Below are 21,194 nucleotides of genomic sequence, written 5' to 3' on the forward strand. Positions count from 1 at the left end.
CCGAAAAGTGTGAAGCGGTTTTCGGACAACGTCATGCGCTACTTCTTTGATTTGTATGTCACGCTCGATGCCCGCAGTTCAGGCGGCGCGTGGCACCGAAGCTCACGAGATAAGCTCCGGGCTCTAAACATGCAAGCGGCCGCGTTGACGCGGCCGCCTAATTGATTGGATCAAAGCGCAATCGTGAACAAAAACGGATACCGTTCCTGCCGGCCGCGCTTCAAATTGCCGTTACTCCGCTGCCGCTTCCGGCAGCTTGACCGAACCGCCGGCCTTTTCGATCTTCTCGATCGCGGCCTTGGAGGCGCCGGCGACGTCGAAGGCAAGCTTTGCCTTGAGTTCGCCGTCCGAGAGGATGCGCACGCCGTCCTTGACGCGGCGGATGACGCCGGCGGCAACGAGTGCCTCGGCCGTCACGGTCGCCTTGGCGTCGAGCTTCTTGGCATCGAGCGCCGTCTGGATACGAGCCAGCGACACGACGACAAAGCTCTTGGCGAAGATGTTATTGAAGCCACGCTTCGGCAGGCGCCGATAGAGCGGCATCTGGCCGCCCTCGAAGCCGTTGATGGCAACGCCGGAGCGCGCCTTCTGGCCCTTGACGCCGCGACCGCCGGTCTTGCCCGAGCCGGAGCCGATGCCACGGCCGAGACGCTTCTTGGAGTGCGTCGCGCCGTCCTTGTCACGCAGATCGTTGAGTTTCATCTGGGTTCTCCTGCGCTTTTGCTCAGCCCTCGTCCACGACGCGGACGAGATGCTGGACGGCAGCGATCATGCCGCGCACCGAGGGAGTGTCCTCCAGCGTGCGCTGCTTGTGCATCTTGTTGAGGCCGAGGCCGACCAGCGTTGCGCGCTGTTCCTTCGGGCGGCGGATCGGCGAACCGATCTGCTCAACGGTGATGGTCTTGGTTGCTTTCTTGGCCATGGTCAAAATCCCTGGTCAGATCGACTATTCTTCAGCCGCAACGGCGGTGCCGCGGCGGGCCTGAAGGGTCGAATATTTGATGCCGCGCGCAGCAGCCACATCCTTGGGATGCATCTGGCTCTTCAGCGCGTCGAACGTGGCGCGAACCATGTTGTAGGGGTTCGACGAACCCATCGACTTGGCGACCACGTCATGCATGCCGAGCGTCTCGAAGACAGCGCGCATCGGGCCGCCGGCGATGATGCCGGTACCCTGCTTGGCAGCGCGCAGCAGCACGCGTCCGGCGCCCCAGCGTCCTTCGACGTCGTGGTGCAGCGTGCGGCCCGAGCGCAGCGGCACGAAAATCATGTCGCGCTTGGCCGACTCGGTTGCCTTGCGGATCGCTTCCGGCACTTCGCGCGCCTTGCCGTGACCGAAGCCGACGCGGCCCTTCTGGTCGCCGACGACGACGAGTGCTGCAAAACCGAAGCGACGGCCGCCCTTGACGACCTTGGCGACACGGTTGATGTGGACGAGCTTGTCCACCATGCCGTCATCGCGTTCTTCACGATCGCGGCCGCGGCCGCCATCCCTACGTTCCTGTGCCATATCCTGTTCCTTGTTTTTTTCCGGAAGCACGGTTGCTGATAAGATCCGGTGCGCCTCTTTGGGTCACCGGGGGCGAATTATTTTTCCTTGCATGATCTTGTCCGAAAAGTCTGCAACTTTTTGCTGCGCTGACCTTCGGTTCGGGATCAGGCAATTAGAAGCTCAGACCGCCTTCACGGGCAGCCTCGGCCAGCGCCTTGACGCGGCCGTGATAGATGTAGGCGCCGCGGTCGAAGACGACTTCCTTGACGCCGGCCTTCGAAGCACGCTCGGCGATCAGCTTGCCAACAGCGGCTGCTGCCTCGGTGTCAGCGCCGGTCTTGAGCGAACCCTTGAGGTCCTTCTCGAGTGTCGATGCAGCCGCGATGGTATGGCCCTTCGCGTCGTCGATGACCTGCACGTAGATGTTCTTCGACGTGCGGTGAACCGAGAGACGCGGACGTTCGCCGGCGACCTTCTTGATCTGGCGGCGGACGCGCTGCGCGCGGCGCTGGATGGATTCCTTGGTAGCCATGATAATCTTCCTTGCCTTCAAAAAACGGGGGCCGCCATGTGCGGTAGGCGAAAGCGCCTCCCGCGACCGCTCCCCGCGGCGTTGCACTTCTTTGGCTTGGCCTTTTCCGAAAAGTCTGCAACTTTTCGGGACCAGGCCTACTACTTCTTCTTGCCTTCCTTGCGGACGATCTTCTCGCCGGCATAGCGGACACCCTTGCCCTTGTAGGGCTCGGGACCGCGATACTCGCGAATCTCGGCGGCAACCTGGCCGACCTGCTGCTTGTCGATGCCGGTCACGGTGATTTCCGTCGGCTTCGGCACAGTGATCGTGATGCCGGCCGGCGTCTCGTAAACGACGTCGTGGCTGAAGCCAAGCGCCAGCTGCAGGTTCTTGCCCTGAAGTGCCGCGCGATAGCCGACGCCGGTGATCTCGAGCTTCTTCTCGAAACCGTCCTTGACGCCCTGCAGGATGTTGACGATCTGCGTGCGCGACATGCCCCACTTGGAGCGGGCGGTCTTGGTCTGGTCGCGCGGCTGGACAGCGATTTCGCTGCCTTCCATCTTGACCAGCACTTCGTCGTTCACCACGAACTTCAGCTCGCCCTTGGGGCCCTTCGCCGTCACGGTCTGGCCGTTGACGGTCGCGGTCACGCCCTGCGGCAGCGAAACGGGTTTCTTTCCAATACGAGACATTTGGTTGTCCTCGTCACTTCTCTTGTTTCAGGTCTGCCGAATTAGAAAATCTGGCAGAGGATTTCGCCGCCGACATTCTGTTCGCGTGCTTCGTGATCGGCCATCACGCCCTTCGGCGTCGAAAGGATGGCGATGCCGAGGCCGTTGGCGACGTGCGGGATCGACTTGGCCGAAACGTAAACGCGGCGGCCAGGCTTCGAGACGCGGGCGATTTCGCGCACGACCGGAGCACCGTCGAAATACTTCAGCTCGATTTCGATTTCGGACTTGCCGTTGTCGAAGTCGGTCTGGCTGTAGTCGCGGATATAGCCTTCAGCCTTCAGCACGTCGAGGACGCGGGTACGCAGGCGCGACGCCGGCGTCGAAACGCTCGACTTCTTACGGCCATACGCGTTGCGGATGCGGGTCAGCATATCGCCGAGAGGATCGCTCAATGACATGTTATGTCCTCCTTACCAGCTCGACTTGACCAGGCCCGGGATCTGGCCGTTATTGCCGAGATCACGAAGCGCGATGCGCGATACTTTGAGCTTGCGATAATAGGCGCGCGGACGGCCGGTAACTTCGCAGCGGTTGCGGATGCGGATCTTGGCCGAGTTGCGCGGCAGGGCAGCAAGCTTCAGCTGAGCGCGGAAACGCTCTTCCATCGGCTTGGACTGGTCCATGATGATCGCCTTGAGCGCTGCGCGCTTGGGACCGTACTGGTCGGCAAGCTTGCGGCGCCTGTTGTTCTTCTCGACTGAGCTGGTCTTTGCCATTTCAGATTTTTCCTTTTCTCGCTGCCGTTACTGGCGGAAGGGGAAGTTGAAGGCCTTGAGCAATGCCCTGGCTTCGTCGTCCGTCTTCGCAGTCGTACAAACGATGACGTCCATGCCCCAGATCTGATCAACCTTGTCGTAGTTGATCTCCGGGAACACGATGTGTTCCTTGATGCCCATGGCGTAGTTGCCACGGCCATCGAAGCTCTTCGGATTCAGTCCGCGAAAGTCGCGGACGCGCGGCAGTGCGATGTTCACGAGACGGTCGAGGAACTCGTACATGCGTTCCTTGCGCAGCGTGACCTTGGCGCCGATCGGCATCTTCTCGCGGACCTTGAAGCCGGCGATCGAATTACGGGCGCGGGTGACGACGGCCTTCTGGCCGGCGATCATCGCCAGGTCTTCGGCCGCGATCGAAGGCTTCTTCGAATCCGCGGTCGCTTCGCCGACGCCCATGTTCAGCACGATCTTGTCGATGCGCGGAACCTGCATCTCGTTCTCGTAGCCGAACTGCTCCTGCAGCGCCTTGCGGATGGTCTCGTTGTAGACCTGCTTGAGGCGCGGCGTGTTCTGGGCCTTGGACTGTTTGCTTTCAGCCTTGGGCTTCGTGGTTTGAGCCTTAGCCATTGATGACTTCTCCCGAGCGCTTGGCGACGCGCACCTTCTTGCCGTCCTTCTGGAAGATGAAGCCGACGCGGGTCGGCTTGCCATCCTTGGGGTCGGCGAGCGCGATGTTCGACAGCTGGATCGGCGCTTCCTTGGTGATGATCCCGCCCTCTTGGGACTGGGACTGCTTCTGGTGACGACGGATCATGTTGACGCCGCGCACCAGCGCGGTGTCTTCCTTCGGCTGAACCGAGAGGACTTCGCCCGAACGGCCCTTGTCCTTGCCGGCCAGCACGACGACCTTGTCGCCTTTTCTAATCTTTTGCATTGGTCCGGCTCCTTACAGCACTTCAGGCGCGAGCGAGATGATCTTCATGTGGTTCTTGGCGCGGAGTTCGCGCGGAACCGGTCCGAAGATACGCGTGCCGATCGGCTCTTTCTTGTTGTCGACGAGAACGGCCGCGTTCTTGTCGAAACGGATCACGCTGCCGTCCGGGCGGCGGATGTCCTTGGCCGTGCGAACCACGACCGCCTTCATCACATCGCCCTTCTTAACGCGGCCGCGCGGAATGGCTTCCTTGATCGACACCACGATGATGTCGCCTACGGAAGCGTATTTCCGCTTCGAGCCGCCCAGCACCTTGATGCACATGACACGACGGGCGCCGGAATTATCCGCGACGTCGAGGTTTGTTTGCATCTGAATCATGACTGGCCGCCTTCTTCTCTTCTAACGGGACGGGCTCAAAGCCCCTCCCCGGTCTGTCCAAAATTCGGTTTGTTACGCCTGGTCCGAAGACACGACGATCCAGCGCTTGTCCTTGGAAATCGGCTTCGATTCCTGGATGAACACCTGATCGCCGACCTTGTGGGCGTTGTTCTCGTCGTGCGCCTTGTACTTCTTGGTCATGCGCACGGTCTTCTTCATCACGGGATGCGTGAAGCGCCGTTCGACCTTGACGACTACCGTCTTCTCGTTCTTGTCGCTGACGACAGTGCCCTGCAGAATGCGCTTTGGCATGATTTTCGTCCTTAAGCCTTCTTGGCCGCGGACTTTTCCGCAGCGATGGTCTTGATACGCGCAATGTCCTTGCGAACCTGCCGCACGCGCGCGGTCTTCTCGAGCTGGCCGGTGGCCTTCTGGAAGCGCAGGTTGAACTGCTCCTTCTTCAGGCTGGCCAGATCGTCGGTCAGCTGGTCCTGGGTCTTCGTCCGGATGTCTTCGGCTTTCATGATCAGCCCGTCCTTATTCTGCGATGCGCTGTACGAAGCGCGTCCTGACCGAGAGCTTGGCCGCGCCGAGACGCAGCGCCTCACGGGCGGTTTCTTCGTTGACGCCGTCGATCTCGAACATGATGCGGCCCGGCTTGACGCGCGCCGCCCAGTAATCGACAGCGCCCTTGCCCTTGCCCATGCGCACTTCGGTCGGCTTCGACGTCACCGGCACATCAGGGAAAATACGGATCCACACGCGGCCGGCACGCTTCATCTCACGAGTGATCGCGCGGCGGGCCGCCTCGATCTCACGCGCGGTGACGCGGTTCGGCTCCAGCGCCTTCAGCCCGAAACCACCGAAATCCAGGTTGGTGCCGCCCTTTGCGGTACCATGGATACGGCCCTTGAACTGCTTGCGGAACTTTGTGCGCTTTGGCTGCAGCATCGTTCTAACTCCAAATTCCTAAATAATCAGGCGTTTTCGCGACGACGACCGCGTTCGCGATCACCACCACCGCCATGCGCAGCATCACCCTCGGTCGCGCGACGCTCCGAAGCCATCGGATCGTGCTCGAGGATTTCGCCCTTGAACACCCAGACCTTGACGCCGCAGATGCCGTAAGCCGTATGCGCTTCGGCCGTGCCATAGTCGACATCGGCGCGCAGCGTATGCAGCGGCACGCGGCCTTCGCGGTACCATTCCATGCGTGCAATCTCGGCGCCGCCGAGACGGCCGGCGCAGTTGATGCGGATGCCTTCGGCGCCCAGGCGCATGGCCGACTGAACGGCGCGCTTCATGGCGCGGCGGAACGCGATACGACGCTCGAGCTGCTGGGCGATCGACTGGGCGACCAGGGTCGCGTCGATTTCCGGCTTGCGCACTTCAACGATGTTCAAGTGCGTCTCGGACTTCGTCATCTCCATCAGCTTCTTGCGAAGCTTCTCGATGTCGGCGCCCTTCTTGCCGATGATCAGACCCGGACGCGCCGCATGGATGGTGACGCGGCACTTCTTGTGCGGACGCTCGATCACGACCTTGGAGATCGCAGCCTGCTTGAGTTCCTTCTCAAGATACTTGCGGATCTTGATGTCCTCATGCAGCAGCTTGCCGTACTCGCCGGTGTTCGCGAACCAGCGCGAATCCCAGGTGCGGTTGATGCCGAGGCGCAGACCGATCGGATTGACTTTCTGACCCATTATGCGGCCTCCCCTTTTTCTTCGACTTCACGAACGACGATCGTGAGGTGCGAGAACGGCTTCTCGATACGGCTGGCGCGACCGCGGCCACGAGCATGGAACCGCTTCATGACGATCGACTTGCCGACATAGGCTTCCGCCACGATCAGCGCATCGACGTCGAGGTCGTGGTTGTTTTCCGCGTTGGCGATCGCCGATTCCAGCGTCTTCTTGACCGTGCCGGAAATCCGCTTGGCCGAGAATTCGAGGTCGGAAAGCGCTGTCGCGACCTTCTTGCCGCGGATCAGCGCGGCAACCAGGTTCAGCTTCTGCGGGCTGATACGGATCGTGCGCAGAACGGCGCGCGCTTCGTTGTCAGCAAGCCTGCGCGGAGCTTTGGCCTTGCCCATGATTATTTCCTCTTCGCCTTCTTATCCGCGCCGTGACCGTAATAGGTCCGGGTCGGAGCGAATTCACCGAACTTGTGACCGACCATGTCCTCGTTCACCGAGACGGGAACATGCTTCTGGCCGTTATAGACACCGAAGGTGAAGCCGACGAACTGCGGCAGGATGGTGGAGCGACGGCTCCACATCTTGATCACCTCATTGCGACCACCTTCACGAACCTTGTCCACCTTCTTGAGAAGGTAGCCGTCGATGAAGGGGCCTTTCCAAATAGAACGAGTCACTTGGCGTTACCTCTTCTTAGCTCTTGCGCTGATGGCGCGAGCGCAGGATGAACTTGTCGGTCGCCTTGTTGGACCGCGTCTTCTTGCCCTTGGTCGGCTTGCCCCACGGGCTGACCGGATGACGGCCACCGGAGGTGCGGCCTTCACCACCGCCATGCGGATGGTCGACCGGGTTCATGGTCACGCCGCGATTGTGCGGGCGCTTGCCGCGCCAGACCGTGCGGCCGGCCTTGCCGTCGTTGATGTTGCCGTGGTCGGGGTTCGACACGGCGCCGACGGTGGCCATGCAGGAGCCGTGAACGACACGCTGCTCGCCCGAGTTGAGGCGCAGGATCGCCATGCCCTGATCGCGACCGACCAGCTGGCCGTAGCCACCTGCCGAGCGGGCAACCTGGGCGCCCTTGCCCGGCTTCAGCTCGATGTTGTGGACGATCGTGCCGACCGGCATCGAGGCCAGCGGCATCGCATTGCCCGGCTTCACGTCGACCGATTCACCGGCCACGATCTTGTCGCCGGCGGCAAGGCGCTGCGGAGCGATGATGTAGGACAGCTCGCCATCGTCATACTTGATCAGCGCGATGAAGGCGGTGCGGTTCGGATCGTATTCAATGCGCTCGACCGTGCCGACGACGTCGAACTTGCGGCGCTTGAAGTCGATGATGCGGTACGAACGCTTGTGACCGCCGCCGATGAAGCGGGCCGTGATGCGGCCGTGATTGTTGCGGCCGCCCGACTTCGTCAGGCCTTCGGTCAGGCCCTTGACGGGCTTGCCCTTGTAGAGGCCCGAGCGGTCGACGATGACCAACTGGCGGGTGCTCGGCGTTACCGGGTTGAATTTTTTAAGTGCCATTGTCCTGTCCTCGCGGCCTAGCTCAGAGACCCGTCGCGACGTCGATCGACTGGCCGTCGGCCAGCGTCACGATCGCCTTCTTGACGTCGCTCTGGCGGCCGATCGTGCCGCGGAAGCGCTTGATCTTGCCCTTGCGGACAAGCGTGTTCACGGCCGTAACCTTGACGCCAAACAGCGCTTCGACAGCGGCCTTGATTTCCGGCTTCGACGCCTTCTTGGCGACGTTGAAAACAACCTGGTTGTTCTCGGAAGCCATGGTCGACTTTTCGGTGATCGCCGGCGAGACGATCACGTCGTAATGACGGAGGTCGGTCATTTAAAGCGCTCCTCGAGAGCCTCGACGGCGGCCTTCGAAAGGACCAGCGTGCCGCGGCGCAGAATGTCGTAGACGTTGATGCCCTGGATGGGCAGCACGTCGATGTTCGGGATGTTGGTCGCCGCCAGCTTGAAGTTCTGGTCAAGCTCGGCACCGCCAATCACCAAGGCATTGGTCAGGCCCAGCGTCGCGAAATTCGCGATCAGCGCCTTCGTCTTGGCCTCGGTCAGCTTCAGCTCGTCGATGATGATGATCGACGCGCTCTTGGCCTTGGCCGAGAGAGCATGCCGCAAGCCCAGAGCGCGCACCTTCTTCGGCAGATCGTGCTCGTGGCTGCGAACGACCGGGCCGTGGGCCTTGCCGCCGCCGCGGAACTGCGGAGCGCGTGCCGAATGGTGACGGGCGCGGCCCGTACCCTTCTGCTTGTACATCTTGGCGCCGGTGCGCGCGATTTCGGCGCGGCCCTTGGCCTTGTGCGTGCCCTGCTGCCGTTTGGCCAGCTGCCAGCGCACGACGCGCTGCAGGATGTCCTCGCGCGGATCAAGGCCGAAAATCTCCTCGGAGAGTTTCACCTTGCCGGCGTCCTTGCCGCCAAGCGTTGTGATCTTGAGATCCATTATTCTGCTCCCTCTGCGGCCGGAGCCTCGTTCTTGGCGCCACTCTCGGCGGCAACGGCGCGGATCGCGGCAGGCTTCGGCGCGTTGGCCGGCAGTGCCACCTTGGCCGCATCGCGGACCAGGATCCAGGCGCCCTTCGATCCGGGAACCGCACCGCGGATCAGGATCAGGCCGCGGTCGGCGTCGGTCGAAACGATCTCGACATTCTGTGTGGTGACGCGGGTGTCGCCCATGTGGCCAGCCATATGCTTGCCCTTGAACACTTTGCCCGGGTCCTGACGCTGGCCGGTCGAACCGTGCGTACGGTGCGAAACCGAGTTACCGTGCGTCGCGCGGCCACCACCCATGTGATGGCGCTTGATGACGCCCTGGAAACCCTTGCCGATCGTCGTGCCCGTCACATCGACCTTCTGGCCGGCGACGAAGTGCTCGACGGTGATCTCGGCGCCGACATCGATCATGTTGTCGGCGGAGACGCGGAACTCGGCGACCTTCGCCTTCGGCTCGACGGAAGCGGTCGCGAAATGGCCGCGCATCGCCTTCGACGTGTTCTTCACCTTGGCAAGGCCAACGCCGAGCTGGACGGCGGTATAGCCGTTCTTCTCCTGCGTGCGCTGAGCCACGACCTGGCAGTTCTCCATCTGGAGAACGGTGACGGGAACATGTTCCCCGGCATCATTATAGATGCGGGTCATTCCCACCTTCTTTGCAATCACACCTGAACGCATCGGTTCAATTCCTTTAGAGTTCCGGGCCAGGGGCACCGCCCCTTACCGCGCTCTCATTCCCTTAGAGCTTGATCTCGACGTCGACACCGGCGGCCAGATCGAGCTTCATCAAAGCATCGACCGTCTGCGGGGTCGGATCGACGATGTCGAGCAGACGCTTGTGCGTGCGCATCTCGAACTGCTCGCGGCTCTTCTTGTCGACGTGAGGCGACCGGTTGACCGTGAACTTTTCGATCCGCGTCGGCAGCGGAATGGGGCCGCGGACGTTTGCTCCGGTGCGCTTGGCCGTCGACACGATTTCTTTCGTCGAGGCGTCAAGCACGCGGTGATCAAACGCCTTCAGGCGGATGCGGATATTCTGTCCGTTCATGCGTCACTTCCTTGTTCTGGCGCGGCGCGGGCAAATCCTGCGCCCGCGACAGATCGGTTTAAGTCCAAATTACTCTTTGATGGTGACGACGATGCCGGCACCGACGGTGCGGCCGCCTTCACGGATGGCGAAGCGCAGCTTCTCTTCCATGGCGATCGGCACGATCAGCTCGACATCGACCGTGATGTTGTCGCCGGGCATAACCATTTCCGTGCCTTCCGGCAGCGACACGATGCCGGTCACGTCGGTCGTGCGGAAGTAGAACTGCGGACGGTAGTTGGTGAAGAACGGCGTGTGACGGCCACCTTCGTCCTTGGTCAGGATGTAGGCTTCGGCCACGAACTTCTTGTGCGGCTTCACCGTACCGGGCTTGGCCAGAACCTGGCCGCGCTCGACGCCTTCACGATCAACGCCGCGCAGCAGCGCGCCGATGTTGTCGCCGGCCTGGCCCTGATCGAGCAGCTTGCGGAACATCTCGACGCCCGTGCAGGTCGTCTTGGTCGTCGGACGGATGCCGATGATTTCCAGTTCCTCGCCGACCTTGACGATGCCGCGCTCGACGCGGCCGGTCACGACCGTGCCACGGCCCGAGATCGAGAACACGTCTTCGATCGGCATCAGGAACGGCTTGTCCAGCGGACGAACCGGCGTCGGGATATAGGCATCGACCGCAGCCATCAACTCGCGGATCGCATCTTCGCCGATGGTCTTGTTGGAGTCTTCCAGAGCAGCCAGCGCCGAACCCTTGACGATCGGAATGTCGTCGCCGGGGAACTCGTTCTTCGACAGAAGCTCGCGAACCTCGAGCTCGACCAGTTCGAGCAGCTCGGCGTCGTCGACCTGGTCGACCTTGTTCAGGAACACCACGATCGACGGCACGCCGACCTGACGGGCAAGCAGGATGTGCTCGCGGGTCTGCGGCATCGGGCCGTCGGCGGCCGACACCACCAGGATCGCGCCGTCCATCTGCGCAGCACCCGTGATCATGTTCTTCACATAGTCGGCGTGGCCGGGGCAGTCGACATGGGCGTAGTGGCGCGCTGCCGTCTCGTATTCGACGTGCGCCGTCGAAATCGTGATGCCGCGGGCCTTCTCTTCGGGCGCCGCATCGATCTGGTCGTAGCGCTTGTACTCGCCAAAATACTTCGTGATCGCCGCCGTCAGCGACGTCTTGCCATGATCGACGTGGCCAATCGTGCCAATGTTCACATGAGGCTTGTTACGCTCGAATTTACCTTTTGCCATGTGATGTCTCCAATCTGCTCGCCCGTACGGGCCTTGAATTAAGTTACCGATGCAACCCGTTCAGGTTACGCGTATTTCTTCTGGACTTCCTGGGCGACCGCGGTCGGCACAGGCTCATAGTGATCGAACTGCATCGTGTAGGCCGCGCGGCCCTGGCTCATCGAGCGCAGGTTGTCGACGTACTTGAACATGTTGGCCAGCGGCACCATCGCGTTGATGACGACAGCCACGCCACGCGCTTCCTGGCCCTGGATCTGGCCGCGACGGCCGTTCAGGTCGCCGATGACGCTGCCGACATAGTCTTCCGGGGTCACGACTTCGACCTTCATGATCGGCTCGAGCAGCTGCACGCCAAGCTTGGGTGCGGCTTCACGGAAGCAGGCGCGGCCGGCGATTTCGAAGGCCAGAACGCTGGAGTCCACATCGTGGTAAGCGCCGTCGATAAGCGTCGCCTTGACGCCGATCATCGGGAAGCCCGCGAACGGACCCGACGACATGACGCTGTTGATGCCCTTTTCGACACCCGGGATGTATTCCTTGGGAACCGCACCGCCGACGATCTTGGTCTCGAACTCGAACTCCGAGCTTTCCGGGTTCGGTTCGAACACGATCTTGACGCGAGCGAACTGACCGGTACCGCCGGTCTGCTTCTTGTGGGTGTAGTCCTGCTCGTGCCTGCGGGTGATGGTCTCGCGGTAAGCCACCTGCGGCGCGCCGACATTGGCCTCGACCTTGAACTCGCGGCGCATGCGGTCGACGATGATGTCGAGGTGAAGTTCGCCCATGCCCGAAATGATGGTCTGGCCGCTTTCCTCGTCGGTCTTGACGCGGAATGACGGATCCTCGGCGGCCAGGCGGTGAAGGGCGAGGCCCATCTTTTCCTGGTCGTTCTTGGTCTTCGGCTCGATGGCGATCTGGATGACCGGATCGGGGAATTCCATGCGCTCGAGGATGACCGGGTGCAGCGGATCGCTGAGCGTGTCGCCGGTGGTCGTGTCCTTGAGGCCAGCCAGAGCGACGATGTCGCCGGCAAAGGCTTCTTCGACGTCGGCGCGCGAATTCGCATGCATCTGCAGCATGCGGCCGATGCGCTCTTTCTTGCCCTTGACGGTGTTATCGACCGAGATGCCCTTGGTCAGCTTGCCCGAATAGATGCGGGCAAAGGTCAGCGAACCGACGAACGGGTCGTTCATGATCTTGAAGGCCAGCATCGACAGCGGCTCGTTGTCGTCGGCATGACGCTCGATCTCGGCGTCGGTCTTGGCGTCGACGCCCTTGATGGCGGGAACATCGGCCGGCGACGGCAGATATTCGACGACGGCGTCGAGCAGCGGCTGCACGCCCTTGTTCTTGAAGGCCGAGCCACAGAACATCGGGTAGAACTTGACCGCGATGGTGCCCTTGCGGATCAGCGCGCGGATCTCGTCATTCGACGGCATCTTGCCTTCGAGGTAATTCTCGAGTGCCGTCTCGTCCATTTCGACAGCGGCTTCGATCATCTTCTCGCGGTATTCTTCGGCGCGAGCCTGCAGGTCGGCCGGGATCTCGACGACGTCCCAGGCAGCGCCCAGCGTCTCGTCGCGCCAGACCAGCGCGTTCATCTCGACGAGATCGACGACACCCTTGAACTCGGTCTCAGCGCCGATCGGCAGCTGCATGACGACGGCATGCGCACCAAGACGCGAGCCGATCATCTCGACCGAGCGGTAGAAGTCGGCGCCGATCTTATCCATCTTGTTGCAGAAGATCATGCGCGGAACTTTATACTTGTCGGCCTGGCGCCAGACGGTTTCCGTCTGCGGCTCGACACCGGCATTGGCATCGAGCAGCGCAATGGCGCCGTCGAGCACGCGCAGCGAACGCTCGACTTCGATGGTGAAGTCGACGTGTCCGGGAGTGTCGATGATGTTGAAGCGGTACATCTTGCCGCTGCGACCCTTCCAGAAGGTCGTGGTGGCGGCGGACGTGATGGTGATGCCGCGTTCCTGCTCCTGCTCCATCCAATCCATGGTGGCAGCGCCATCGTGGACTTCGCCGATCTTGTGCGACTTGCCCGTGTAATAGAGGACGCGCTCGGTGGTCGTCGTCTTGCCGGCGTCAATATGCGCCATGATACCGAAATTGCGGTAGTCTTCGATTTTATATTCGCGGGCCATCTTGGATGCCTTCTCAGTCTCGTTCGCGCTTTACCAGCGGTAGTGTGCGAAAGCGCGGTTGGCTTCTGCCATCTTGTGGGTGTCTTCACGCTTCTTCACGGCGGTGCCGCGGTTGTTGGCCGCGTCCATCAGCTCGCCGGAGAGGCGGTCGACCATGGTGGTCTCGTTGCGGTTGCGCGCAGCTGCAATCAGCCAGCGGATCGCCAGGGCCTGGCGGCGCTCGGGGCGCACATCGACCGGAACCTGGTAGGTAGCGCCGCCGACGCGGCGCGACCGGACTTCCACATGCGGCGCGACATTGTCGAGCGCCTGATGGAAGACGGTGACCGGCTCCTGCTTGGTCTTCGACTGAACCTGGTCGAGCGCACCGTAGACGATGGTCTCGGCAACCGACTTCTTGCCGTCATACATGACGGCGTTCATGAACTTGGTGACGATCAGATCGCCGAACTTCGGGTCCGGATTGATCTCACGCTTTTCTGCACTGTGACGACGCGACATGGCTTTTGTCTCTCAATCTCGTAGCCCGACGCATTCAAGCAGCGCCAGGGCCGGAAAATCTTACTTCGGACGCTTGGCGCCGTACTTCGAACGGCGCTGCTTGCGGTTCTTCACGCCCTGCGTGTCGAGCACGCCGCGGATGATGTGGTAGCGCACGCCCGGAAGATCCCTGACGCGGCCGCCGCGGATCATGACCACGGAGTGTTCCTGAAGGTTGTGGCCTTCGCCGGGGATGTAGCCGATCACTTCAAAGCCGTTGGTCAGGCGGATCTTGGCCACCTTGCGCAGTGCCGAGTTCGGCTTCTTCGGCGTCGTTGTATAGACGCGCGTGCAGACGCCCCGCTTCTGCGGGTTCTGCTGCATGGCCGGGACCTTGTTGCGCTTCACCGGCGCAATGCGCGGCTTGCGGATCAGCTGGTTGACGGTAGGCATTAAACCCTCTTGTCTCTCAATTCCGTGTCTCGCCCGGTCAGGGCCGCTCAAAGCGCCAATTCCATACGCAAATTCGGGCCATAAACCGCGCCTCGCGGTCCTGCCCGAACAAAATGCAGAGGAAGCGGGAACCGCTTCATGCGCGCCGGAAATGTCTTTTCGCTCGTAAAACGAACCCTGTTTGAGGCAAACTCCAAAGCGTGTCGCTTCGGAAGGGAGAGCCTCACATCGGTTCTGACTGGGCGGCTTCTACTCGCAAGACCGTGAACCGTCAACCCCGGCGCGCCAAATATTGCGCGCTGACCACGGCTTGGCAGCCATGCGAAAAACGCATGTAATTTTCTTTCTTCATTTTGCAAGGCAAAGGAAGAAAGTGACCGGGCAGACAAGAAAGTGACCGCCTTTTGGCTGTCATGCGCGGGTTCTTCATGGCAAAAGGCGCCATGGACAGCCCAAAAGCCCTCGCCCGCCCCCGTCTCAAGAGGAATCAGCCCGTGAACGACAATGAGGAGCGCCCGGTCACCATCGTCACCGGCCGGGTCTGGAAAAAGAAGGGCGGCAAGCCGGAAGGCGTCCATGTGATGCTGGTTGCGCCCGACGACGATTCGGCCGTGCGCCGGGTGCTCGAATCGCTTGCGGCCGAAGGCTATGCCGAGGTCGAGCTCGACCAGATCGGCGATATGGACGGCGAACCCGACGAGGAGCCGCATCTGTCAGCCTTTCAGGGTGCGCTCGAAGGCGAAGTGTCGATCGTTACGTTCGAGGTTCCGCTCTGAGCGTGGCCGGCTGCTTGCGCCTGTCACCGCGCCGGCTTGCCCGGCACCGGTTCTCTGCTAAGAACCGAGCGACTTAACCAGCCAAATTCGAATCCGCGGAGTTCCCATGCCCTCGAACAATGGTCCCATCAAGCTCGGCATCGTCGGCGTCGGCAAGATCGTGCGCGACCAGCATCTGCCGGCAGTGGCCAAGGATGCGGACTACCGCCTCATCGCCGCCGCCAGCCGGCACGGCAAGGTGGACGGCATCCCGAATTTTCCGACCATTGAGGCGATGCTCGACGCGGTGCCGGAACTCGAGGCCGTGTCGCTGTGCATGCCGCCGCAGTTCCGCTACGACGCGGCACGCACGGCGCTGATTGCGAAGAAGCATGTTTTCCTGGAGAAGCCGCCGGGCGCCACTGTCAGTGAGGTCGAGGACCTGAAGCGGCTGGCGGCAGCCAATGGCGTCTCACTGTTCGCCAGCTGGCATTCGCGCTACGCGCCGGCGGTGGAAGCCGCGCGTGCCTTCCTGGCGTCGGCCAAGGTCAACTCGGCCGCCATCCTCTGGAAGGAAGATGTCCGCCGCTGGCATCCGAACCAGGATTGGATCTGGGCGCCGGGCGGCTTCGGTGTCTTCGATCCCGGCATCAACGCACTGTCGATCGCAACCCACATCCTGCCGGCGATGTTCATCACCTCGGCCGTCCTCGACTTCCCGGAAAACCGCGCCTCGCCTGTGGCGGCCCACGTGACCTTCCGTACCTCGGATGGGTTGCCGGTGACCATGGAGCTCGACTGGCTGCAGACGGGACTACAGAGCTGGGACATCCTGGCCGACACCGACAAGGGCAAGATGGTGCTGTCCGGCGGCGGCACCAAGCTCGCCATCGACGGCAAGGTGGTTCACGACGAGCCGGAAGCCGAATATCCCCAGCTTTACCGGCGCTTCGCTGAAATCGTACCCGCCGGCGTCTCCGATGTCGATTTGGCACCCCTGCAGCACGTGGCCGACGCCTTCATGCTCGGCAAGCGCAATGTGGTGGAAGCGTTCTTCGATTGAGCGATGAGTTCTGCCGGACCGCAGTCCGGACACTCATCATGCAGCCTTACTCGACGATCGCAATCGCAAACCCGTCATAGCCTTTGGCGCCGACGGTCTGGATGGCGGTGCCGTCCAGGCGCTTGTCGCCGCCGATGAAGGAAAACGCACCGCGTGCGCCTTCGACATACGCGTCACGGCCATCGTCGTTGAGCACGGTGCCGTCGCGGATGACGTTGTCGCAGATGATGACCGTCCCCGGCCGCGACAGGCGCATGGCCCATGACAGATAATTCGGGTTGTTCGGCTTGTCCGCGTCGATGAAGATCAGATCGAACGGACCGGCATTTTCGGCAGCCAGCGTCTCAAGCGACTGAAGCGCGGGGCCGATCCTGAGCTCGACCTTGTCCGGCACCCCTGCCCGCTCGAGATTCGAGTGCGCGACTTTTGCATGATGCGGCTCGAGTTCGAGCGTCACGATCTTGCCGCCGACGGGCAATCCCCTTGCCATCCAGATGGTCGAGTAGCCGCCAAGCGTGCCGATCTCCAGCACCTTCCTGGCGCCGCTGATGCGGACCAGCAGCGACAGCAGCTTGCCCTGCGCCGGCGATACGTCGATGGCCGGCAGGCCCTGGTCGCGGTTGGCCGCAAGCACCGCTTCGAGGATGGGATCTGCTTCGAAGAGAGAGGAAACGATGTAGTCGTCGACGTCAGTCCAAACCTTCTTGCTCATGTTTTCCTCGATTCGATTGGGGGTCAAAACGCGAAAAGGGGCCACTGGGGCCCCCTTCCTTCTTCTCGTCCTACCGCGCTTACTGCGCGGCGTTGACCATGTCGGTCAGCATCGGCTCGGCGACCTCGACACCGGAGGCCTTGCGGCGCTCGTCGATGATCAGTTCGTCGCGCGAGGTGGCGATGCGCCGGATCTGGCTCATCGTGCCGCCGGTACCGGCCGGGATCAGCCGGCCGACGATGACGTTTTCCTTCAGGCCCTGCAGCATGTCGGTCTTGCCGGCAACCGCAGCTTCGGTCAGCACCCTGGTCGTCTCCTGGAAGGAGGCGGCCGAGATGAAGGAAGGCGTCTGCAGCGAGGCCTTGGTTATGCCCAGCAGCACTGGCTGGCCTTCGGCCGGCTTCTTGCCGTCCTCGACCAGGCGCTCGTTGACCTCTTCCAGTTCGATCACGTCGACGTGGTCGCCCGGAATGTAGGTCGAGTCGCCCTGCACCGTGATCTCGACCTTCTGCAGCATCTGGCGAACGATCACCTCGATATGCTTGTCGTTGATCGACACGCCCTGCAGACGGTAGACTTCCTGGATTTCGTTCACGAGGTAGGAAGCAAGTGCTTCCACGCCCTTGATCGCCAGGATGTCGTGCGGCGCCGGATTGCCGTCGAGGATGTAGTCGCCCTTCTCGATGACGTCGCCGTCCTGGAGATGGAACGGCTTGCCCTTCGGGATCAGGTATTCGACCGGCTCAAGCGTCGAGTCATGCGGCTCGATGATGATGCGGCGCTTGTTCTTGTAGTCGCGGCCGAAGCGGATCGTGCCATCGATCTCGGCGATAATGGCGTGATCCTTCGGACGACGTGCCTCGAACAGTTCGGCAACACGCGGCAGACCGCCGGTGATGTCCTTGGTCTTGGCGCTTTCCATTGGGATACGCGCCAAAACGTCGCCGGGACGAACCTGCGAACCCGGCTCGACCGAAAGAATGGCCTCTACCGAGAGCAGGAAGCGGGCGTCGCCGCCCTTCGACAGCTTGCCGACCTTGCCCTTGGGGTCAAGGATGGCGATCGCCGGCTTGAGGTCGTTGCCGCGTGGCGTCGAGCGCCAGTCGATAACCTCGCGCTTGGTGATGCCGGTCGATTCGTCGGCCGTTTCCTGAACGGAAATGCCGTCGACCAGATCCTCGTACGACACCTTGCCCTCGATTTCAGTGAGGACGGGGCGGGTATAGGGATCCCATTCGGCGATACGCTGGCCGCGCTTCACCTTGTCGCCATCGTCCACGAAGATGCGCGAACCATAGGTAAGGCGATGCGAGGCACGCTCCTTGCCGGCTTCGTCGAGGATCAGCACCGCCATGTTGCGGCCCATGACCATCTGCTGGCCGTCCGAGTTGCGCACCACGTTGCGGTTGCGGATCTCGACCTTGCCCTCATACGAGGCTTCAAGGAACGAGCTGTCCACCACCTGCGCCGTACCGCCCATGTGGAAGGTACGCATGGTGAGCTGGGTCCCCGGCTCGCCGATCGACTGCGCCGCGATAACGCCGACGGCTTCGCCCTGGTTGACCGGGGTGCCGCGGGCAAGATCGCGTCCGTAGCAGACCGCACAGACGCCGATCCTGACCTCGCAGGTCAGTGCCGAGCGAATGCGGACCGACTGCACGCCGGCCTTTTCGATCTTTTCCACGTCACGTTCGTCCATCAGCGTTCCGGCCTTGACCAGAACCTCACCCGAAACCGGATGCGTGATGTCGTCGAGCGAGGTGCGGCCCAGCACGCGCTGGCCGACCGAAGCGACGACCTGACCGGCATCGACGATCGGCTGCATGGTGAGGCCCTTGTCGGTGCCGCAATCCACGGAGTTGACGATGCAGTCCTGCGCCACGTCGACCAGACGACGGGTGAGGTAGCCCGAGTTCGCCGTCTTCAAGGCGGTGTCGGCCAGACCCTTGCGGGCGCCGTGGGTCGAGTTGAAGTACTCGAGCACGGTCAGGCCTTCCTTGAAGTTCGAGATGATCGGCGTCTCGATGATTTCACCCGAGGGCTTTGCCATCAGGCCGCGCATGCCGGCGAGCTGACGCATCTGGGTGGGCGAACCACGCGCACCCGAATGCGACATCATGTAGATCGAGTTCATCGGCTTTTGACGGCCACTGTCCTCGAACTCGACGGCCTTGATGCGGGCCATCATCTCGTCGGCGACCTTTTCCGAGCACTTCGCCCAGGCGTCGACGACCTTGTTGTACTTCTCGCCCTGCGTGATCAGGCCGTCATTGTACTGCTGCTCGTATTCCTTGGCCAAAGCCTCGGTGTCGGAAACCAGCTTGATCTTGGCGTCCGGGATCAGCATGTCGTCCTTGCCGAACGAAATGCCGGCGCGGCAGGCGTGGCTGAAGCCGAGGGCCATGATGCGGTCGCAGAAAATGACCGTCTCCTTCTGACCGCAGTGGCGGTAGACGGTGTCGATCATCTTGGAGATGTTCTTCTTGGTCATCTCCTGGTTGGCCGTCTCGTAAGGCACATTGACGTTCTTCGGCAGCAGCTCGCCGATGATCATGCGGCCAGGCGTGGTGTCGTAGATTTTCGACACGACCTTGCCTTCGGCGTCGACCGTGCGGAAACGACCCTTGATCTTGGAGTGCAGCGTCACCGCCTTGGTCTCGAGCGCGTGCTGGAGTTCGCCCATGTCGGCAAACACCATGCCTTCGCCCGGCTCGTTCTGATTGACGATCGAGAGATAGTAGAGACCCAGGACCATGTCCTGCGAAGGCACGATGATCGGCGCGCCGGAAGCCGGGTGCAGGATGTTGTTGGTCGACATCATCAGCACGCGGGCTTCAAGCTGCGCTTCCAACGAGAGCGGCACGTGAACGGCCATCTGGTCGCCGTCGAAGTCGGCGTTGAAGGCCGTGCAGACCAGCGGATGCAGCTGGATCGCCTTGCCTTCGATCAGGATCGGCTCGAACGCCTGGATGCCGAGGCGGTGCAGCGTCGGTGCACGGTTCAAGAGCACCGGATGCTCGCGGATGACCTCGTCGAGGATATCCCAGACTTCCGGACGCTCCTTCTCGACCAGCTTCTTGGCCTGCTTGACGGTCGAGGAGAACCCCTTGGCGTCGAGGCGGGCGTAGATGAACGGCTTGAACAGTTCGAGCGCCATCTTCTTCGGCAGGCCGCACTGGTGCAGCTTGAGCTCCGGACCGGTGACGATGACCGAACGGCCCGAATAGTCGACGCGCTTGCCGAGCAGGTTCTGGCGGAACCGGCCCTGCTTGCCCTTCAACATGTCGGACAGCGACTTCAGCGGACGCTTGTTGGCGCCGGTGATGACGCGGCCGCGACGGCCGTTGTCGAACAGCGCATCGACGGCTTCCTGCAGCATGCGCTTTTCATTGCGCACGATGATGCCGGGGGCGCGCAGCTCGATCAGCCGCTTCAGACGGTTGTTGCGGTTGATGACGCGGCGATAGAGATCGTTCAGGTCGGACGTCGCGAAACGTCCACCATCCAGAGGAACCAGCGGGCGCAGGTCCGGCGGGATCACCGGAACCACCTTCATGATCATCCATTCCGGACGGTTGCCGGACTCCATGAAGTTCTCGACGACCTTGAGCCGCTTCAGATACTTCTTCTGCTTCAGCTCGGACGTGGTCGAAGCCAGTTCCGAACGCAGATCGCCGGCGATCTTCTCCAGGTCCATGCCGGCCAGAAGGTCATGAATGGCCTCGGCGCCGATCATGGCGGTGAACGAATCCTCGCCATATTCGTCGACGGCGATCATGTACTCTTCCTCGCTGAGCAGCTGGTGCTCCTTCAGCGCGGTGAGGCCAGGCTCGGTGACGATGTAGTTCTCGAAGTAGAGGACGCGCTCGATGTCCTTCAGGGTCATGTCGAGCAGCGTGCCGATGCGCGACGGCAGCGACTTCAGGAACCAGATGTGAGCGACAGGTGCCGCCAGCTCGATGTGGCCCATGCGCTCGCGGCGAACGCGCGACAGCGTGACTTCGACGCCGCACTTTTCGCAGATGACGCCCTTGTACTTCATGCGCTTGTACTTGCCGCACAGGCATTCATAGTCCTTGATCGGGCCAAAAATGCGCGCGCAGAACAGACCGTCACGCTCCGGCTTGAAGGTGCGGTAGTTGATGGTCTCCGGCTTCTTGATCTCGCCGAACGACCAGGACAGAATCTTCTCAGGGCTGGCGAGCGATATCCGGATGGAATCGAACACCTGCGCCGGCGCCTGCGGATTGAAGAGATTCATGACCTCTTGGTTCATGCCGTTCTCCTTTTCGGGGTCCTCGAAAA

29 protein-coding genes are annotated in these 21,194 nt (G+C 61.9%); 2 read left to right on the forward strand and 27 right to left on the reverse strand.

The genetic code is table 11. The features are described 5' to 3' along the window. Window positions 1–231: 231 nt before the first annotated feature. The 25 genes from rplO to rpsL all read right to left on the reverse strand — a co-directional run bounded on the left by rplO (window position 232) and on the right by rpsL (window position 14,359). A complete protein-coding gene (rplO, locus tag ACYG97_RS09665; protein ID WP_023672760.1) occupies window positions 232–702 on the reverse strand; it encodes a 50S ribosomal protein L15 in 471 nt (156 codons plus the stop codon). A 22-nt stretch (window positions 703–724) separates the two neighbouring features. Next, window positions 725–922, reverse strand: coding sequence for a 50S ribosomal protein L30 (gene rpmD, locus ACYG97_RS09670; protein ID WP_006205449.1), 198 nt, complete (start codon window positions 920–922; stop codon window positions 725–727). Between the two features lie 24 nt (window positions 923–946). Continuing rightward, window positions 947–1,510 carry a 30S ribosomal protein S5 gene (gene rpsE / locus ACYG97_RS09675; RefSeq protein WP_006333394.1) on the reverse strand — a complete coding sequence of 188 codons (564 nt, stop codon included), beginning with the start codon at window positions 1,508–1,510 and terminating at the stop codon, window positions 947–949. Between the two features lie 154 nt (window positions 1,511–1,664). Beyond that, window positions 1,665–2,024, reverse strand: coding sequence for a 50S ribosomal protein L18 (rplR, locus tag ACYG97_RS09680; protein WP_023682602.1), 360 nt, complete (start codon window positions 2,022–2,024; stop codon window positions 1,665–1,667). Between the two features lie 140 nt (window positions 2,025–2,164). Continuing rightward, window positions 2,165–2,698, reverse strand: coding sequence for a 50S ribosomal protein L6 (rplF, locus tag ACYG97_RS09685; protein WP_023682603.1), 534 nt, complete (start codon window positions 2,696–2,698; stop codon window positions 2,165–2,167). A gap of 41 nt (window positions 2,699–2,739) precedes the next feature. Next, window positions 2,740–3,138 carry a 30S ribosomal protein S8 gene (gene rpsH / locus ACYG97_RS09690; RefSeq protein WP_006205453.1) on the reverse strand — a complete coding sequence of 133 codons (399 nt, stop codon included), beginning with the start codon at window positions 3,136–3,138 and terminating at the stop codon, window positions 2,740–2,742. Between the two features lie 12 nt (window positions 3,139–3,150). Continuing rightward, entirely contained in the window at window positions 3,151–3,456 is a 306-nt protein-coding gene (gene rpsN, locus ACYG97_RS09695) for a 30S ribosomal protein S14 (RefSeq protein ID WP_010909282.1), read from the reverse strand. A gap of 27 nt (window positions 3,457–3,483) precedes the next feature. Next, a complete protein-coding gene (gene rplE / locus ACYG97_RS09700; RefSeq protein ID WP_023672755.1) occupies window positions 3,484–4,083 on the reverse strand; it encodes a 50S ribosomal protein L5 in 600 nt (199 codons plus the stop codon). Then, window positions 4,076–4,390, reverse strand: a complete 315-nt coding sequence (gene rplX / locus ACYG97_RS09705) for a 50S ribosomal protein L24 (RefSeq protein WP_013531428.1) — start codon at window positions 4,388–4,390, stop codon at window positions 4,076–4,078. Before rplX ends, rplE begins: the two co-directional genes overlap by 8 nt. A 12-nt stretch (window positions 4,391–4,402) precedes the next feature. Beyond that, window positions 4,403–4,771 carry a 50S ribosomal protein L14 gene (gene rplN / locus ACYG97_RS09710; protein ID WP_006205457.1) on the reverse strand — a complete coding sequence of 123 codons (369 nt, stop codon included), beginning with the start codon at window positions 4,769–4,771 and terminating at the stop codon, window positions 4,403–4,405. Between the two features lie 72 nt (window positions 4,772–4,843). After that, entirely contained in the window at window positions 4,844–5,083 is a 240-nt protein-coding gene (rpsQ, locus tag ACYG97_RS09715; protein WP_010909280.1) for a 30S ribosomal protein S17, read from the reverse strand. A gap of 11 nt (window positions 5,084–5,094) precedes the next feature. After that, window positions 5,095–5,295, reverse strand: coding sequence for a 50S ribosomal protein L29 (gene rpmC, locus ACYG97_RS09720; RefSeq protein WP_006205459.1), 201 nt, complete (start codon window positions 5,293–5,295; stop codon window positions 5,095–5,097). 13 nt (window positions 5,296–5,308) lie between these two features. Continuing rightward, entirely contained in the window at window positions 5,309–5,722 is a 414-nt protein-coding gene (rplP, locus tag ACYG97_RS09725; RefSeq protein WP_006205460.1) for a 50S ribosomal protein L16, read from the reverse strand. A 26-nt stretch (window positions 5,723–5,748) separates the two neighbouring features. Beyond that, window positions 5,749–6,474 (reverse strand): 30S ribosomal protein S3, encoded by a 726-nt coding sequence (gene rpsC / locus ACYG97_RS09730; protein ID WP_023672753.1) that lies wholly within the window; start codon window positions 6,472–6,474, stop codon window positions 5,749–5,751. After that, window positions 6,474–6,863 (reverse strand): 50S ribosomal protein L22, encoded by a 390-nt coding sequence (gene rplV / locus ACYG97_RS09735; protein ID WP_006205462.1) that lies wholly within the window; start codon window positions 6,861–6,863, stop codon window positions 6,474–6,476. The genes rpsC and rplV overlap by 1 nt, the downstream gene beginning before the upstream one ends. A 2-nt stretch (window positions 6,864–6,865) precedes the next feature. Continuing rightward, complete coding sequence (rpsS, locus tag ACYG97_RS09740; RefSeq protein WP_006205463.1) at window positions 6,866–7,144, reverse strand: 30S ribosomal protein S19; 279 nt, start codon at window positions 7,142–7,144, stop codon at window positions 6,866–6,868. A 16-nt stretch (window positions 7,145–7,160) separates the two neighbouring features. Beyond that, a complete protein-coding gene (rplB, locus tag ACYG97_RS09745) occupies window positions 7,161–7,994 on the reverse strand; it encodes a 50S ribosomal protein L2 (protein ID WP_023706515.1) in 834 nt (277 codons plus the stop codon). A gap of 22 nt (window positions 7,995–8,016) precedes the next feature. Next, the gene (locus ACYG97_RS09750; protein WP_023672751.1) at window positions 8,017–8,310 is read right to left on the reverse strand and encodes a 50S ribosomal protein L23; all 294 of its coding nucleotides are present in this window, start codon (window positions 8,308–8,310) and stop codon (window positions 8,017–8,019) included. Next, complete coding sequence (gene rplD, locus ACYG97_RS09755; protein ID WP_023672750.1) at window positions 8,307–8,927, reverse strand: 50S ribosomal protein L4; 621 nt, start codon at window positions 8,925–8,927, stop codon at window positions 8,307–8,309. Before rplD ends, ACYG97_RS09750 begins: the two co-directional genes overlap by 4 nt. Continuing rightward, window positions 8,927–9,655, reverse strand: coding sequence for a 50S ribosomal protein L3 (rplC, locus tag ACYG97_RS09760; RefSeq protein WP_023682606.1), 729 nt, complete (start codon window positions 9,653–9,655; stop codon window positions 8,927–8,929). Before rplC ends, rplD begins: the two co-directional genes overlap by 1 nt. 61 nt (window positions 9,656–9,716) lie before the next feature. After that, window positions 9,717–10,025 (reverse strand): 30S ribosomal protein S10, encoded by a 309-nt coding sequence (rpsJ, locus tag ACYG97_RS09765; RefSeq protein WP_010909272.1) that lies wholly within the window; start codon window positions 10,023–10,025, stop codon window positions 9,717–9,719. A 69-nt stretch (window positions 10,026–10,094) separates the two neighbouring features. Beyond that, the gene (gene tuf, locus ACYG97_RS09770) at window positions 10,095–11,270 is read right to left on the reverse strand and encodes an elongation factor Tu (RefSeq protein ID WP_023723394.1); all 1,176 of its coding nucleotides are present in this window, start codon (window positions 11,268–11,270) and stop codon (window positions 10,095–10,097) included. Window positions 11,271–11,335: 65 nt separating this feature from the next. Then, window positions 11,336–13,426 (reverse strand): elongation factor G, encoded by a 2,091-nt coding sequence (gene fusA, locus ACYG97_RS09775; RefSeq protein ID WP_023667430.1) that lies wholly within the window; start codon window positions 13,424–13,426, stop codon window positions 11,336–11,338. 30 nt (window positions 13,427–13,456) lie between these two features. Then, the gene (gene rpsG, locus ACYG97_RS09780; RefSeq protein WP_008875664.1) at window positions 13,457–13,927 is read right to left on the reverse strand and encodes a 30S ribosomal protein S7; all 471 of its coding nucleotides are present in this window, start codon (window positions 13,925–13,927) and stop codon (window positions 13,457–13,459) included. A 60-nt stretch (window positions 13,928–13,987) separates the two neighbouring features. After that, on the reverse strand, window positions 13,988–14,359 hold the full coding sequence (gene rpsL, locus ACYG97_RS09785; protein WP_038646652.1) for a 30S ribosomal protein S12: 372 nt from the start codon (window positions 14,357–14,359) through the stop codon (window positions 13,988–13,990). A gap of 494 nt (window positions 14,360–14,853) precedes the next feature. On the opposite strand from rpsL, the gene ACYG97_RS09790 reads away from it, so the two are divergent. Together ACYG97_RS09790 and ACYG97_RS09795 are read left to right on the forward strand one after the other, a co-directional pair. Then, window positions 14,854–15,135, forward strand: coding sequence for a hypothetical protein (locus ACYG97_RS09790; RefSeq protein WP_023686022.1), 282 nt, complete (start codon window positions 14,854–14,856; stop codon window positions 15,133–15,135). Between the two features lie 106 nt (window positions 15,136–15,241). Further along, on the forward strand, window positions 15,242–16,177 hold the full coding sequence (locus ACYG97_RS09795; protein ID WP_023734058.1) for a Gfo/Idh/MocA family protein: 936 nt from the start codon (window positions 15,242–15,244) through the stop codon (window positions 16,175–16,177). Between the two features lie 46 nt (window positions 16,178–16,223). Here ACYG97_RS09795 and ACYG97_RS09800 read toward each other — a convergent pair whose 3' ends face one another. Together ACYG97_RS09800 and rpoC are read right to left on the reverse strand one after the other, a co-directional pair. After that, window positions 16,224–16,889, reverse strand: coding sequence for an O-methyltransferase (locus ACYG97_RS09800; protein WP_023667433.1), 666 nt, complete (start codon window positions 16,887–16,889; stop codon window positions 16,224–16,226). A gap of 79 nt (window positions 16,890–16,968) precedes the next feature. Further along, window positions 16,969–21,165 carry a DNA-directed RNA polymerase subunit beta' gene (gene rpoC / locus ACYG97_RS09805; RefSeq protein ID WP_023667434.1) on the reverse strand — a complete coding sequence of 1,399 codons (4,197 nt, stop codon included), beginning with the start codon at window positions 21,163–21,165 and terminating at the stop codon, window positions 16,969–16,971. Window positions 21,166–21,194 lie beyond the last annotated feature (29 nt).

The organism is Mesorhizobium sp. W067, assembly GCF_054719525.1.